The organism is Burkholderia anthina (assembly GCF_902498995.1).
Classification (GTDB): domain Bacteria; phylum Pseudomonadota; class Gammaproteobacteria; order Burkholderiales; family Burkholderiaceae; genus Burkholderia; species Burkholderia anthina.
The window spans coordinates 202,582-216,590 of the sequence record NZ_CABVLY010000005.1; the positions used below are offsets into that span (position 1 = coordinate 202,582).

Below are 14,009 nucleotides of genomic sequence, written 5' to 3' on the forward strand. Positions count from 1 at the left end.
GTCCATACCGCTCTTGACCATGCTCATCGCCAACTCCGCCGCAACCCGGGAATGAAAACGTGAATGGCTTCATCGTTTGGTCGGGCCGCTGAAATCCTCGATGTCATCGAGGTAATTCAAAGATAGATCGGTGGCGAAGGAAGCGTTATCCAGCCAAGGCAAACGCTATCCACGGGCCGCAACAACGCGCTGTCGCCGGATTTTCGTCTGATGAATTTCGGATGCGCGGGTGGATAAGGCCGGCCTGCTTCAACCCACGTGCGATCTGCTCATCGGTGAACGTGCTCTTCTTCACGGCATGACCTCCTGGTCTCGATGACAACGTCATGCCGGAATTTTCCACTTCCAAGTGGGCCAGCGGGCTAGCCTGTCGTGCCTGCGGTACGGCGGTACGGAAGGGATCGCCAAAATGAAACAGGAGATCATTCGCCTCATGGCCTCTCGAGGCGTCGCATCCGGGCGAAACTCAACGGCGATCTCACAGCGGCTGAACTGCTGAAGGCATCCATCGCGCACAAGGTGACTTTCGTACCGGGCGCGGGGTTTCGCGCGGATGATCCCGACACAAGGACACTGCATCTTTCGTTCGCAGCGCCGCCTGTCGCGAACATGAAAGAAGGCGTCAAACGGCTTCGTGATGCGTACGAGACTGTCCGCGCACGAGCGTGACGTCGCTCCGCTGCGTCAGGAAGCAGTCGACGTGACGAACAGCGAGCCGGTATTGGCGCCATGCTTGACCTGCCCTTGCACTAGCACCCCGTCGGTCTGCGCCAGCCGCCCGCCCCCGGCGCATGCTCATTACACCCCACCAATGCCCGCACCAGCGCCCAGTCATCGTCATCGCAGAAATCGAGCAGCATCGCGCCGCACGGCCCGGGCTGCTCGCGCAACCGTTCGGCGAGCCGCGCGTGAATCCCCTCCACCCTGCCGTCGCCGTGCGCGACCACCGACGGATTCGCGCCCATCCCCGTGCCGCTGCAGAAATTGATCGCCCAGCGGCCGCTGGGCGGCGACGGCATGGCGCTCAGCAGCGCATCGATCACCCGCCACTTGTACGCAATCGACCCGGCCACCGGCACCCGGTATTCATCCTGGATCACGAACGCCGCATCGGGATGATCGATCGCGAACGTCGCGTTGTCGGGCCACGCGGTCAAATCGATGCCGAGCGGCCGGCTGCTGCGAAACCGCCGCAGCAACACCACCGCGCCGCGCACGTCGCCGAGCGCCGGCAGCGCGCCGCCCGCATGCCAGCGCAGCCGCGGATGCCGTGCACGATGCGCGTCGAACGTCGCATCGAAGCTGCGCGTGCACGCGTGCGCGGGCCACTCGTCCTTCACCGACATCACGATGCATTCGCGCGGATGCGCATCGAGAAAGCGCGTACAGTCTGCAAGCACGTCGTCGAACGTCATCCCGAGCGCGATCCCGCCGTGGTGGATGTCGAACGTATCGCGCCGGTGCCGGCAGCGGATGTCGAGCAGCCGCACGCCGTGCTCGAGCTGCGCGGCGAGCGGCGCACGCTGGGTGCGCACGAGCGTATCGTCGACGGTATACGCACAGGTGTCATGGCTGCCCGGTAGGGTCAGCGTATGCAGCGGCCGCGTGTCGTCGAGCGCCGACATCCAGTCGGCCAGCGGCGTGTGTGCTTCGTGTCGCGAAGGAATCATGAGTCGATGACGGACAAGGAAAGAAAAACGTGGGTGACCGCGTCGGATGTCGCGGTGCGGGCCGGCGTGTCGCGCTCCGCGGTGTCGCGCGCATTCTCGCCGACGGCGAGCATCGCCCCTGAAACGCGCGAACGCGTGATGGTGGCCGCGCGTGCGCTGGGCTACCAGGTCAACCTGATCGCACGCGACATGATCACGCAGCGCAGCAGCATGATCGGCGTCGTGACGGCCGGCTTCGAGAATCCGTTCCGCGCGCGGCTGCTGTCGGACCTGATGGCCGCGCTCGGGCAGCGCGCGTTCACGCCGCTCGTGACCAATGCGGAAGATCCGCGCCAGGTCCGGCAATCGCTCGAACGGCTGCTGAGCTACCGGATCGCGGGGCTCGTGATGACGTCCGCGTCGCCGCCGCTGTCGGTCGCGCGGCAGTATCTGGAACACCGGATTCCCGTCGTGATGATCAACCGCGCGGCGAACCTGCCGGGCGCGGATGTCGTGGTCAGCGACAACGCGGCGGGCGCGGCCCACGCCGCGCAGCGGCTGGTGCGGGCCGGCGCGCGCCGGCTCGCGTTCGTCGGGCCGCGCACGGCGAGCTACAGCGCACGCTCGCGCGCGCAAGCGTTCGCACACGCGCTGAAGCAAGGCGACGCGTTCGATGCAACGCTCGTGCGCGTGCTCGACACGCAATCCGACACCCACGCATGCGGGCTCGATGCCGCACGGCAACTGTTCGCGTCCGGCGACCGCCCGGACGGCGTGTTCTGCTCGTCCGACCTGCTCGCGCTCGGCGTGATCGACGCCGCGCGCAACGCCTTCGGCTTGCGCGTGCCCGACGACCTGCGCGTGATCGGCTTCGACGACATTCCCGCCGCCGAATACGACGCGTACCGCCTCACGACGCTGCGCCAGGACACGCAGGGCCTCGCGCACGCGGCCGTCGACATGCTCGCCGAGCGGATCCAGACGTTCGACGGCGCGTCGCGCACGCGCGTGGTGCCGGTTACGCACGTGGTGCGGCATAGCTGCGCATGACGCGCCGCATCACTTGAGTCCGCCCGCGAATCCGCGCAACAGGTAGCGCTGCACGTAGCCGGCCACCGCGAGCGTCGGCAGCGACGCCAGCAGCCCCGCGCTCATCAGGTCGCCCCAGTCGATGCCGTTCTCCGTCACGTAGCCGGCAATCGCGAGCGGCAGCGTGAAGCGGCTCGGCGTCGACACGAACAGCAGCGCGATCAGGAACTCGTTCCATGCGGCGATGAACACGAAGATCGCGGTCGCGATCAGCCCCGGCGCGCACAGCGGCAGCACGATCTGCACGAGCCGCCGGGCGAGCCCCGCGCCGTCGATGCACGCGGCCTCTTCATATTCGACCGGCACGTCGCGCACGAATGCGAGCAGCATCCAGATCGCCATCGGGAGCGCGTAGATCTGGTAGGCGAGCATCAGGCCGAACGTCGAATCGAGCAGATGCAGCCGCTTCGCGAGCGCGAACAGCGGCACCGCGATCGTGATCGGCGGCATCAGCTTCAATGCCAGCACGAGCATCAGGAACAGCAGGTCGAGCCGCGCCGGAAAGCGCAGCCGCACGAGCGCATACGCGGCCGGAAACGCGAGCGCCAGCGCGAGCAGCGTCGTGCCAAACCCGACCAGCAGCGAATTGGCGAGCGGCGCGCCGATGCCGTTCGACCACACCGACGCGAAATGCTCGAACGTCGGCGCGGCCGGCCAGAGCCGCAGCGGATGATCGAGGCGTTCGAGCGTCGGCATGAAGGCCGCGCCGGCCATCCACAGGCACGGCAGCAGCAACAGCGCGAGCGCGACGACGCGCAGCGCCCACGGCACCGTGCGACCGAATGCGGCGCCCGTCATGCGCGCCGCTTGCGAACCGTCTGCCATACGTATCCCGAAACCAGCAGCGCGGACGCCGCGAGCATCAGCACCGACGCGGCGCTCGCCGGCCCGACGTTGAAGAAGCGGAAGCCCGTGTCGTAGATATAGGTCGACAGCGTCTGCGTCGCGTTGCCGGGGCCGCCGCCCGTCAGCGCATAGACCTTGTCGAACAGCTTGAAGGTGTCGATCGAACGCAGCAGCATCGCGAGGCCGATCTGCGGCGCCGCGAGCGGCAACGTGATGTCGCGCAGGCACTGCCACTCGCTCGCGCCGTCGGTGCGCGCGGCTTCGTACAGCTCCTGCGGGATCGACTGCAGCCCGGCGAGCACGATCAGGAACGCCATCGGCGCCCACTGCCACACGTCGACGAGCGCGAGCGACCACAGCGCGAGATGCGGATCGGACAGCCAGCGCACGCCTTCGATGCCGAAGGTCGCCAGCAGCGCGTTCAGGAAGCCGTCGAAGTTCAGCCAGTTGCGCCAGATCGCCGAGCACACGAGCGTGGACAGCATCATCGGCAGGATCGCGAGCGGCAGCGCGATGCGCCGCCCCGGGAATGCGCGCACGAACAGCAGCGCGAGGCCGAAGCCGAGCGCGACCTCGACGAGCGACGCGACGATCGTGAAGCGCAGCGTGTTGCCGAAGCCGGCCGTGAACGCGTCGTCGCCGAGCACCGCGCGATAGTTCGCGAGCCCGGCAAACGCACGATGACCGGCCGCATAGTCGACCCGGCAGAACGAATCGATCAGCACCTGCGCGACCGGATACAGCGCGAGCGCGGCCAGCACCAGCAGCGCGGGGCCGAGCAATGCGACGAACGGCAGGCCGCGGCCGAGCGATTTCATGCGCGGATTCCGGACGATGCGTGACGGCGGGCCGTCACTTGCCGGCCGCGGCCATCGCCTGCGTGATCTTCTGTTGCGCCTGACGCAGCGCGGCGTCGGGCGCGGCCTGCCCGGTCAGCGCGAGCTGCAGCTGGTCGCCGAGAATGCTCTCGACCTGCTGCCAGTCCTTCACGCGCGGCCGCGCACGGCCGGCCTCGAGCGCCTTCAACTGATCGGGATACCAGCGGTACTGGCGGACCAGCGCAGGATCGGCAAACACGCTGCGGCGCGTCGGCGGAATGCCGATGCCGGCCAGGCGCGTTTGCGTATCGCGCGCGGTCAGGTACGCGAGGAAGTCCTGCGCGAGCTTCGCGTGCGGCGCGTCCTTCGGGATGCCCATCTGCCAGATGCCGAGCATCGGCGCCGGGCCGGCGGTCTGCCCGGGCGGCGGCTGCAGCGCGATCTGCCCGACCACGCGCGACTGCTTCGGATCGTCGAGCGCCGGAATCCACGCAGGCCACACCTCGATCGATTGCGCGGCCGTGCCGCGCTGCAGCGCATCGCGCACTTCGGCCGCGCCGTATACGTCGACGTCCTTCGGCGCGGACGCCTTCAGCGCCAGGAAAGTCTTCAGCGCGGCCTGCGACTCGCGCGAGTCGATCGTCACGTTGCCGGCACGGTCGAACACGTCGCCGCCGTATGCCCACAGGATCGGCAGGAAGCCGGTCACGATCGGGTTGCCCTTCGTGCCGCGGAACACCACGCCCGACATGCCCTTGTCCGCCCCGCCGACGGTCTGCGCGATCTTCAGCACGTCGTCCCAGTTGCGCGGCGGCTGCAGCTTGTATTTCGCGAGCAGGTCCTTGCGGTACGCGAACATCTCGACGTTGCCGACGATCGGCAGCGCGTACAGCGCGCCCGCCGCGTTGCGGCCGAGCGCGACCGTGGACGGCACGAGATCGGCGTCCGCCAGCGACGCCGGCAGCGGCTTCAGCCAGCCGTTGCCGATGAATTCGGGCGCCCACGTGTCGTCCATCATCACGAGGTCGTAGGTGCCGGTGCTTTCGCGCATCGACAGCTTCAGCTTCTGGTACAGGTTCGCGTTCGGCAGCTTGAGCAGCTCGATGTCGGTGCCGGGATGCAGCTTGTTGAAACCGGCGACGGCGTCGGCCAGCCCCTTGCCGTAGATGTCGTCGCGGCCAGCGATGACGAGATCCGCCGCGAAGGCGTGCGAGGCGGCGAAGGACAGCGCAACGGCGGCGGACAGCGCGCGCAGGCGGCTCAGCAGGGTCATGAGGTCTCTCTCGATCGACGGATGTAGCGGAACGGCCATGCGTTGCACACGTGTGCAACGCCGGCCACACTTCGGGTCGCCTGAAGCGTCGCCATTGTTCACGCAGACCGTGAAGGTATTGTGGCAAGCGGCAAGCCGGATGCCACAAGGCACGCGTCCCTTGCGCCCGATACCGCATCGGGCGCAACGATCCGGTTCCTGATGAAAATGGCGGAAAGACCGTCCCCGATCCTTCGCGCCATTGCCTGCCATATTCAGTTTCTGTCCATCCAGCCCGTTCAGTTAAGCATACGGACGATTTTTTTCAAGCATGGCTTTCCATCAATTGACCGGTGCCGCCCCCTGTACATGAGACGTCGACGGCGACACGCGACCGGCATGCCGCCGCCCCGCCGTTCCCGGTCAGAAGTTCACGCGAATGCCCGCCATCACCGCGAGCTGGCGGCTCGAATTGCTGTTCGCGAGCACCGGAATCTGCGCGTAGTTCACCGCGTTGCCGTCCGCATCGGTGCCGAGCCCCGTGCCGCTCGCGATCTGGCCGATCGCGACCGCATACAGCGCGGTGCGCTTCGACAGGCTGTAGTTCGTGCCGATGTTCACCTGGTGGAAACGCGTGGTGCCGCGCCCGTCGGTATGCGCGGCGTTGAAGATGTATGCGACGCCGCCCTGCAGCGCCGGCGTGAACATGTACGTGACGTTCAGCTCGCCGATGTCGAACGTGAACGCCTGCGTGCGCGGCTGCGCGTCGGTCGAGAAGTAGCGGCTGTCGCCGAGCCGCGTGTGCGTGTAGGTCAGCGCGAGCGTCGCCGCGCCGAGCGTCACCGAGCCGCCCGCGCCGAACGCGCGCATCGAGCCGGCGTCCTGTAGCAGGCAGTACATCGCACCGGGGTTGCTGCACGCGAAGTCGCCGATATAGCCGCTCGCGCCGCCGAGCGCCGCGTCGAGCGGCTGGTGCAGGTCGAGATAGCCGACCGAGAACGCGACCGGCGCGCGGTTGTAGGTCGCCGCGACCGAATAGCCGCGCTTCGCGGAAAAGTCGCCGGCCTGCCCGCCGAAGCTGAACGTGCCGCCGACCGTCAGGCCGTTGAAGTCGGCGCTGGTGAACTTCACCGCGTTGTTGAAGTTGAACGCGGCATTCAGGTTGTCGACGTCGCCGAGATGCGAGCCGTACGGCGTCGCCCAGTTGTTGCTCGATGCATACGCGCCGAGCATGTCGGTGTACGAGTCGTATTGCCGGCCGAGGCCGAGCGTGCCGATCGTGTCCTTGCGCAGCCCGACCCACGCCTGCCGGCTGAACGCGGTGCCGCCCTGCAGCGCCTGCCCGTTCCCCGACAGGAACTGCTGCTCGAGCGAGAACACCGCGCTGAGGCCGCCGCCGAGCGGCTCGTCACCCTGGAAGCCGAAGCGCGACGGCACGAGGTTGCCGCCGCCCATCTGCCACGCATGCCCGCCGCTCGTGCTGCCGTCGGCGCGCGTGAACTGCTGGTTCGTCGAATAGATGATGCCGGTGTCCACCGTGCCGTACAGCGTGACGCTGCCGGCGGTCTGTGCGTGTGCGTGCATGCAACCCAGCGTAGCCGCCGCCGCGGCCAGTCGTCGTCCGATCTTCATGTCCCGCCCTCTGTTGTCATCGATTCGCAGTGCAGACCGATGGAGTTGTCGATATGGGTGACAGGACTCTATCCAGCGAAAATTCGGGACCTCTATCCCAAATCAGCAAATGGTGAAGCAGACGGGTCGCGACGGCGCTCGACGACGCCGTCGCGACGGTTCGTACATCACTCGGGCCGCAAGGTTTGCGACGGCAACTCGCCGAACAGGTCGCGATACTCGCGGGCGAAATAACCGAGATGCGTGAAGCCCCAGCTCGCGGCGGCCTCGCCGACGCCGAGCTGCTGCGCGGACGTCGTGCGCAGCAGGCGCCGCACCGCGTTCAGCCGGATGGTGCGCAGATAGCCGACGGGCGTGACGTCGGCGACGCGCTGGAAGCTCGTCTGCAGCGTGCGGCGGCTGCAGCGCAGCGCGCGGCACAGCTCGAGCACGGTGACGGGCTCCTCGGGCCGCTCGCGCAGATGCTTCTCGCAGCGGCTGACGATATCGCTGTAAGTGGCATGCGTGATGTCGCGCCGCTCGACGCCGATGCCCTGGTCGAGCGCATCGAGGAACATGCCGAGCATCGCGTCGCGGAACATCTTGCGGGTGGCCGCGTATTCGAGGCAGGCCGGATTGCGCTGCGCGTCGTCGATCAGCGCCGACAACCGCGCGCCGAGCGCGACGCCCTGCGCGTCGGACAGCCGCGTGACATGGCGCAGCTTGCGCGCGCCGGCCGCGCCGAACTCCGCTTCGCACAACTCATCGACCATGTCGGATGCGGCGCTGATCCCGACGAGCCCCATCCCTTCCGGCGTATGGAATTCGAAATCTTCACCGGCGCGCAGTGCGAGCAGCGCATAGCCGTCGATCGGCTGGCCCTGGAACGTGCCGGCGAGCGGCACCGACAGCGGCACCGCGAGCGACGTGCGCCCGCCCGGCGCGAGGCCGGTTTGCGCGACGCGGCGGTTGGTCGTCTCGCGGAAGAAATGGAAGTCGTCGTACAGCACCTGGGTGACGGTGCCCTTGAACCGGCCCGGCGTCATCTGGCGGTAGACCTGATGCCAGCCCGCGATCGCGAGCCCGTGGTCGTGCACGTCTTCGTGTGAGCGTGACTGGAACAGCATCGGCATCTCCGGTAAAACCCTGACTCTTCATCGCGCCCGCCGGGTTCGCACGGCGCGCGACGTCACAGCTTACCCCCGCAAAATTCCGCGTAGTGCGGTTTCGAATGCAAGACAGGCCGCCGACAGCGCGGCGGCCTGCTCGCCGGTCAGCCGGACGTAGCGGCGAAACGACGGCATCCGGTTCACGACTTCGCTGCCACCGAACGGCACGATGGCGAGCGTCCAGCGCCCGTCGCGCGCGGCGATCGTGCAGTCGGTCAGGTGCAGCGGGCGCAGCGCGTCGGCGAGCGACGGTTCCGCGACGAGCGCGGCCACCGTCCGCACGAATTCGGGGGCACATCCCGGCGCGGGTTCGGCCGCGACGCCGGTGCGCCGCAGCCAGCCGGTCTGCAGCACGCGGGCGCTGCCCTCGGCGGCCGGCCCGCGCGCGGCCACCGCGACCGCCACGCTGACCGTATGCATCAGGAATTGCCGGTCGACCCGCTCGTCGACGCGCACGCGCACGCCGTTCGGCAGCCGCGCCGTCGTGTCGCCGGCCGTGCCGTGCGCATCGCGCGCGGCGCCCAGGTCGGCGAGCACGCGGGCGGCGATCGCACCGGGCCGATGGCCGGGCGGCGGCGTATCGGGCGCCGCGCGCCAGCGGGCGAGCGCGGCCCTCACGATGCGACATGCTCGTTGCGCAGCACTTCTTCCACCGGCACCGGCTTGAACGGATGCCGGCGCTGCACGACGACCGTCCAGAACAGCGCGTACAGCGCGGTGAGCCCGAGCATCGCGCCGAACGGCACGTAGATGTCGCGTGCGTTCATGCCGGGCGGCGTGATGTACCAGATCGCGAGCACGATGCCGGCGCTCGACACGATCTGCGGCAGCGGGAACAGCGGCGAGCGGTACGGGCGCGGCAGGTCCGGGCGGCGGATGCGCAGCATCACGACCGACGCGGTGACGAGCAGATATGCGGTGCCCCACGCGCAGGTCGCGGCGAGCACGAGGTGCAGGATGCTGTCGAGATTGCCGTTGATCAGCCACGCATGGAAGATCGGCACGATCGCCGCCGCGACGATGCCGACCACCGGCGTCTTGAAGCGCGGATGCAGATACCCGAAGCAGCGCGGCAGCGCGCCGTCGATCGCCATCCCGTACAGGATGCGCGGCAGCCCGGCCATCAGCGTGTTGATGGTCGCGGCGCCCGCGCACAGGAATGCGACGCCGAACCATACGCGCCCGAACGGCCCCAGCACCTGCAGCGCGAACGCGGGGATTGCGCCCGGCGTGTCGAGCAGATGCGTGAGGCCGTCCGGGCTCACCGGCACGTTCGCGACCTGGCGGCGGATCGCCGCGCCGTACAGGAACATGCAGATCGCGACGCCGACGAGGCCGAGCGCCATCGCGCGCGGAATCGTGCGGCCCGGCGCCTTCATTTCCGGCGCGAGCGGCGTGACGAACTCGCAGCCGACGAACATGAACATCGCCATCCCGACCAGCGACAGCACGGCCGACACCGACGTGCCGACTTCCGAGCCGCCGAACCAGCCGTCGAGGTGCACGGCCGGCGCGGCCGCGAGCCCGAGGATCCCGAAGATCATCAGCGACAGCCACATGCCGGCCGTCAGCACGATCTCCAGCTTGCTGAACACCTTGATGCCGATGATGTTGGTGATCGCGAACGTGACCACGAGACCGACGCCGACGAGCCACGAGCTGTTGTGCTTCTCGAACGCGGCGTTCAGCGACTCGAAGTTCACGAGCGCCATGATGCCGCTCAGGATCGTCTCCGCCGTGCCGGCGAACACGTGCACGAGGAAATACGCGGAAATCGTGCCGGTGATCGCCCAGAAGCGGCCGAGCCCGCACGACAGGTAATCGTAAACCGAGCCCGCCGTCGGCAGCATCGCCGCGGCTTCGGAGAAGGTGGTCGCCTGCGCCTGCATCATCACGAACGCGATGATCATCGCGACCGCGAACGCCCAGCCGCCCATCCCGAAACCCGACGTCGCGGTGAGGATCACCGGGCTCGCCATGATGAGGCCGACGGCGCTCGCCAGCGCGGTCGGAAAGCCGACCGCGCCTGCCGTCAGCACCGTGCCGCCGCCCGCCTCCACCGGCGTGCCGGCGGGCGTATCGCCCGCGGCGCCGGTCACTCCAGACCATCCGGACATCGTCGTCTCCTTCCTTTGTCGACCGGCGGCGGCGCTTCGGCGCCCGCTCCGGTTCGTTGCTTCGCGGTCGCGCCCGGGCCGGCGCTTCAGCGCTTCGGCACCCCGGCCCCTGTCCATTCAAACTCGATCCGATGTCGAAAAAATACGCAGGCAAAATAATCCGGTCATAGCCCAAATCGGCAAACCGGCGGCGGCAGCCTCGCTGCCCGCCGCCGGTTCGTCGTCACGCGAGCGTGCCGTCAGGCGCTCACGCGAACGGCACGGCCTCGAAGCCCGCCGCGAGCGCGTCGACGATCCGGTCGAGCTGCTCGCGCTGGATCACGAGCGGCGGCGACAGGATGATCTTCGTGCCGACCGGACGCACCAGCACGCCGTGCTCGCGCGCGACTTCCGCGACCGCGTTCGCGTAGCCGGACAGCGGATCGATCGGCTCGCGCGTCGTCTTGTTCGCGACGAGATCCAGCGCGAGCATCAGCCCCTTGCCGCGCACCTCGCCGACCGCCGCGAAGCGCTCCGGGAACGACTGCAGCGCTTCGAGCAGATACGCGCCCTGCTTCGCCGCATTCGCCGGCAGGTCTTCCTTCACGACGATGTCGAGGCTCGCGATCGCGGCCGCGCAGGCGACCGGGTGCCCCGCGTACGTGTAGCCGTGCATGATCGCGCCGCCGAAATCCGCGTTCGCGGCGAACGCGTCCTCGATGCGCGCATTCACGGCCGTCGCGCCGAGCGGCACGTAGCCGGACGAGATGCCCTTCGCGAGACACATGATGTCCGGGCGCACGCCCCAGCCGCGGCTGCCGAACAGGCTGCCGCTGCGGCCGAAACCGGTCACGACTTCGTCGGCGATCAGCAGCACGCCGTAGCGGTCGCACACCTCGCGCACGAGCGGCCAGTAGTTGGCCGGCGGCACGATCACGCCGCCCGCGCCCTGCACCGGTTCCGCGATGAACGCGGCGACCGTGTCGGGGCTCTGGAACTGGATCTCGCGCTCGAGCATTTCCGCGCAGATGCGGCCGAGTTCCTCCGGATCCTGCGTGAACGGGTTGCGGTACAGCCACGGCGTCTCGACGTGGAAGCAGCCGGGCAGGTTCGGCTCGTAGTTGCGGCGGAACACCGTGTTGCCGTTCACCGACGCGCCGCCGAAGTGCGTGCCGTGATAGCCCTGCTTCAGCGAGATGAACTTCGTGCGATCGGCCTGGCCGCGCACCTTCCAGTACTGGCGCGCGATCTTCAGCGCGGTCTCGATCGAATCGGAGCCGCCCGAGCTGTACAGCACACGGCGCATGCCTTCCGGCTCCATCATGTCGATCAGCTTCTTCGACAGTTCTTCCGCGCGCGGATGCGAGATGCCGTCGAACAGCTGGAAGTATTCGAGCTCGTCGAGCTGGCGCACGATCGCGTCCTTCACTTCCTGGCGGTTGTGCCCGACGTTCACGTTCCACAGGCCCGCGACGCCGTCGACGAGCTGCTTGCCCGCTTCGTCGAACACGTAGCAGCCGTCGCCGCGCACGATGCGGATCGGCTTGCGCTGTTTCATTTCGTTCGGGTGCAGCATCGGGTGCCAGAACTTCGCTTCGTTGTAGCTCATTGCAGTCTCCACTTTCGGATCGTTTGAACCTCGATCGCTCCGGGTCGAGGTCTTGAGGGTGTTCAGGTGTTCGGAATGGGCGCCGCGCGTCAGTGCGCGATGCAGACGGATTTGGTTTCGGTGAAGCCTTCGATCGCGTACTGGCCGAACTCGCGGCCGATGCCCGATTGCTTGTAGCCGCCGAACGGCATCGACGGATCGAGCGGGATATGGCAGTTCACCCAGACGGTGCCGGCCTCGATCTGCGGGACGAGATTCATCACGCGTTTCAGGTCGTTGCTCCAGATGCTCGCCGCAAGGCCGTACGGCGACGCGTTCGCGAGACGGACCGCGTCGGCCGCATCGTCGAACGGCACGACGACGATCACCGGGCCGAACACTTCGTCGTGCACGATCGCGCTGTCCGGATGCGGATCGGCGATCACCGCCGGCTTCACGTAGTAGCCGGGCAAGTCGTCGGCCGGCGTGCCGCCCGCGAGGAACGTGAGGCCCGCGCGGCGCGCGCCTTCGATGTGCTCGACGACCTTGTCGCGATGGTGCGCGGAGACGAGCGGGTTGATCTGCGCGGTCGTGTCGAGGCCCGCGCCGAGCTTCATCGACTGCGCGACGCCCGCGAGGCCGTCGGCGAGCTGCGCGAACTTGCTGCGGTGCACGTAGATGCGCGATGCGGCCGCGCACACCTGCCCCTGGTTGAAGAACGCGCCGGCGGCGACGCCGTCGAGCGCCTGCGCGACGTCGACGTCGTCGAGCATCACGATCGGGTTCTTGCCGCCGAGCTCGAGCGAGAAGCGCGTCATGTTCTGCACGGCCGCCGCGCCGACCAGCTTGCCGGTCGCGGTCGAGCCGGTAAACGAGATCTTCGCGATCGACGGGTGGCCCGACAGCGCGGCGCCGCAGGCGCGGCCGCCGGTGACGACGTTGAACACGCCCGGCGGCACGCCGGCGTCGCGGGCCAGTTCGGCCAGGCGCAGCGCGGTGAGCGGCGTTTCCGGCGACGGCTTCAGCACGATCGTGCAGCCGGCCGCGAGCGCGGGAATCAGCTTCCACACGGCGATCATCAGCGGGAAATTCCACGGCGCGATCGCGGCGACCACGCCGACCGGCTCCTTGCGCGTATAGGCCGTATAGCGCGCGCCGGGCGGAAACGGAATCGACACGTCGAGCGTCTGGCCGGTGATCTTGGTCGCCCAGCCGGCCATGTAGCGCACGTATTCGACGCTCGCGCCCACTTCGACCGCGCGCGACACGTGGATCGACTTGCCCTGGTTCAGCGTTTCGAGCTGCGCGAGCGTTTCGGCGTCGGCTTCGATCAGGTCGGCGAGCTTCAGCAGGATGCGCTCGCGGTCGGCCGGACGCAGCCCGCGCCAGACGCGCGAATCGAATGCGTGCTTCGCGCTGGCGACCGCGCGGTCGACGTCGTGCGCGTCGGCATCGGCGACCGTCGCGAGCCGTTCGCCCGTCGCCGGGTCGTACACGTCGAGCCGGGCCGGCGAGTGCGCGGGCTGCATGCCACCGTCGATGAAAAGGCCGAAGTCGCGCGCGACGAAAGTGCGCACGGTGTCGCTGACGGCGACGAAGTTCGTGTTGCTCATGGGCGTCTCGATAGTTGTCGTGGCTGGCCGCATGCGCTCGGGCATGCGGGCTTCAGGCCACTGTATCGACGGGGGAACGCGCCGGGTGAGCGCAAATTGGCAGCGCGTGAGCGCGCTGGGGTAGCGGCGAGTTCGAACCCCGCGGAGCGGGTGACGGGTGCAACCAGACTTCCCACCGTGAGATGATGGGGAGTGAGAAAAATTCAAGGAGATTGGTGCGATAAATCAGGGATTCCGTCGGCCGTTGGCTGGATTTGGCGAACTGGGACAGGGGAAGC

At 68.2% G+C, this 14,009-nt stretch carries 11 protein-coding genes; 1 reads left to right on the forward strand and 10 read right to left on the reverse strand.

All coding sequences use genetic code 11. The features are described from left to right. Positions 1-749 precede the first annotated feature (749 nt). Complete coding sequence (locus tag BME24068_RS09395; protein ID WP_174925882.1) at positions 750-1,670, reverse strand: phosphatidylinositol-specific phospholipase C; 921 nt, start codon at positions 1,668-1,670, stop codon at positions 750-752. Positions 1,671-1,676: 6 nt separating this feature from the next. Here BME24068_RS09395 and BME24068_RS09400 point away from each other — a divergent pair, with 6 nt between their 5' ends. Next, complete coding sequence (locus tag BME24068_RS09400; protein WP_174925883.1) at positions 1,677-2,699, forward strand: LacI family DNA-binding transcriptional regulator; 1,023 nt, start codon at positions 1,677-1,679, stop codon at positions 2,697-2,699. A gap of 9 nt (positions 2,700-2,708) precedes the next feature. Here the strand turns inward: BME24068_RS09400 and BME24068_RS09405 are convergent, their stop codons facing one another. The 9 genes from BME24068_RS09405 to BME24068_RS09445 all read right to left on the reverse strand — a co-directional run bounded on the left by BME24068_RS09405 (position 2,709) and on the right by BME24068_RS09445 (position 13,731). Continuing rightward, positions 2,709-3,563 carry a carbohydrate ABC transporter permease gene (locus BME24068_RS09405; protein ID WP_096501380.1) on the reverse strand — a complete coding sequence of 285 codons (855 nt, stop codon included), beginning with the start codon at positions 3,561-3,563 and terminating at the stop codon, positions 2,709-2,711. Beyond that, positions 3,533-4,402 (reverse strand): carbohydrate ABC transporter permease, encoded by an 870-nt coding sequence (locus tag BME24068_RS09410; protein WP_096501382.1) that lies wholly within the window; start codon positions 4,400-4,402, stop codon positions 3,533-3,535. The genes BME24068_RS09405 and BME24068_RS09410 overlap by 31 nt, the downstream gene beginning before the upstream one ends. A gap of 34 nt (positions 4,403-4,436) precedes the next feature. Then, positions 4,437-5,675 carry an ABC transporter substrate-binding protein gene (locus BME24068_RS09415; protein ID WP_174925884.1) on the reverse strand — a complete coding sequence of 413 codons (1,239 nt, stop codon included), beginning with the start codon at positions 5,673-5,675 and terminating at the stop codon, positions 4,437-4,439. 402 nt (positions 5,676-6,077) lie between these two features. After that, positions 6,078-7,286 (reverse strand): porin, encoded by a 1,209-nt coding sequence (locus BME24068_RS09420; RefSeq protein WP_174925885.1) that lies wholly within the window; start codon positions 7,284-7,286, stop codon positions 6,078-6,080. 167 nt (positions 7,287-7,453) lie between these two features. Then, positions 7,454-8,392 carry a helix-turn-helix domain-containing protein gene (locus BME24068_RS09425; protein WP_096501538.1) on the reverse strand — a complete coding sequence of 313 codons (939 nt, stop codon included), beginning with the start codon at positions 8,390-8,392 and terminating at the stop codon, positions 7,454-7,456. 69 nt (positions 8,393-8,461) lie between these two features. Then, positions 8,462-9,052 carry a DUF3156 family protein gene (locus tag BME24068_RS09430; RefSeq protein WP_096501388.1) on the reverse strand — a complete coding sequence of 197 codons (591 nt, stop codon included), beginning with the start codon at positions 9,050-9,052 and terminating at the stop codon, positions 8,462-8,464. After that, positions 9,049-10,551 carry an APC family permease gene (locus tag BME24068_RS09435; RefSeq protein WP_096501390.1) on the reverse strand — a complete coding sequence of 501 codons (1,503 nt, stop codon included), beginning with the start codon at positions 10,549-10,551 and terminating at the stop codon, positions 9,049-9,051. Before BME24068_RS09435 ends, BME24068_RS09430 begins: the two co-directional genes overlap by 4 nt. Before the next feature lie 247 nt (positions 10,552-10,798). Beyond that, positions 10,799-12,139 carry an aspartate aminotransferase family protein gene (locus tag BME24068_RS09440; RefSeq protein WP_096501392.1) on the reverse strand — a complete coding sequence of 447 codons (1,341 nt, stop codon included), beginning with the start codon at positions 12,137-12,139 and terminating at the stop codon, positions 10,799-10,801. A gap of 89 nt (positions 12,140-12,228) precedes the next feature. Beyond that, positions 12,229-13,731, reverse strand: coding sequence for an aldehyde dehydrogenase family protein (locus BME24068_RS09445; protein ID WP_174925886.1), 1,503 nt, complete (start codon positions 13,729-13,731; stop codon positions 12,229-12,231). Positions 13,732-14,009: the final 278 nt, after the last annotated feature.

Excerpts from the sequence above, each read along its gene's own strand:
- BME24068_RS09415 (WP_174925884.1), bottom strand. The coding sequence starts at position 5,675 with ATGACCCTGCTGAGCCGCCTGCGCGCGCTGTCCGCCGCCGTTGCGCTG.
- BME24068_RS09445 (WP_174925886.1), bottom strand. The coding sequence starts at position 13,731 with ATGAGCAACACGAACTTCGTCGCCGTCAGCGACACCGTGCGCACTTTC.
- BME24068_RS09420 (WP_174925885.1), bottom strand. The coding sequence starts at position 7,286 with ATGAAGATCGGACGACGACTGGCCGCGGCGGCGGCTACGCTGGGTTGC.
- BME24068_RS09425 (WP_096501538.1), bottom strand. The coding sequence starts at position 8,392 with ATGCTGTTCCAGTCACGCTCACACGAAGACGTGCACGACCACGGGCTC.
- BME24068_RS09395 (WP_174925882.1), bottom strand. The coding sequence starts at position 1,670 with ATGATTCCTTCGCGACACGAAGCACACACGCCGCTGGCCGACTGGATG.
- BME24068_RS09405 (WP_096501380.1), bottom strand. The coding sequence starts at position 3,563 with ATGGCAGACGGTTCGCAAGCGGCGCGCATGACGGGCGCCGCATTCGGT.
- BME24068_RS09435 (WP_096501390.1), bottom strand. The coding sequence starts at position 10,551 with ATGTCCGGATGGTCTGGAGTGACCGGCGCCGCGGGCGATACGCCCGCC.
- BME24068_RS09440 (WP_096501392.1), bottom strand. The coding sequence starts at position 12,139 with ATGAGCTACAACGAAGCGAAGTTCTGGCACCCGATGCTGCACCCGAAC.
- BME24068_RS09410 (WP_096501382.1), bottom strand. The coding sequence starts at position 4,402 with ATGAAATCGCTCGGCCGCGGCCTGCCGTTCGTCGCATTGCTCGGCCCC.
- BME24068_RS09400 (WP_174925883.1), top strand. The coding sequence starts at position 1,677 with ATGACGGACAAGGAAAGAAAAACGTGGGTGACCGCGTCGGATGTCGCG.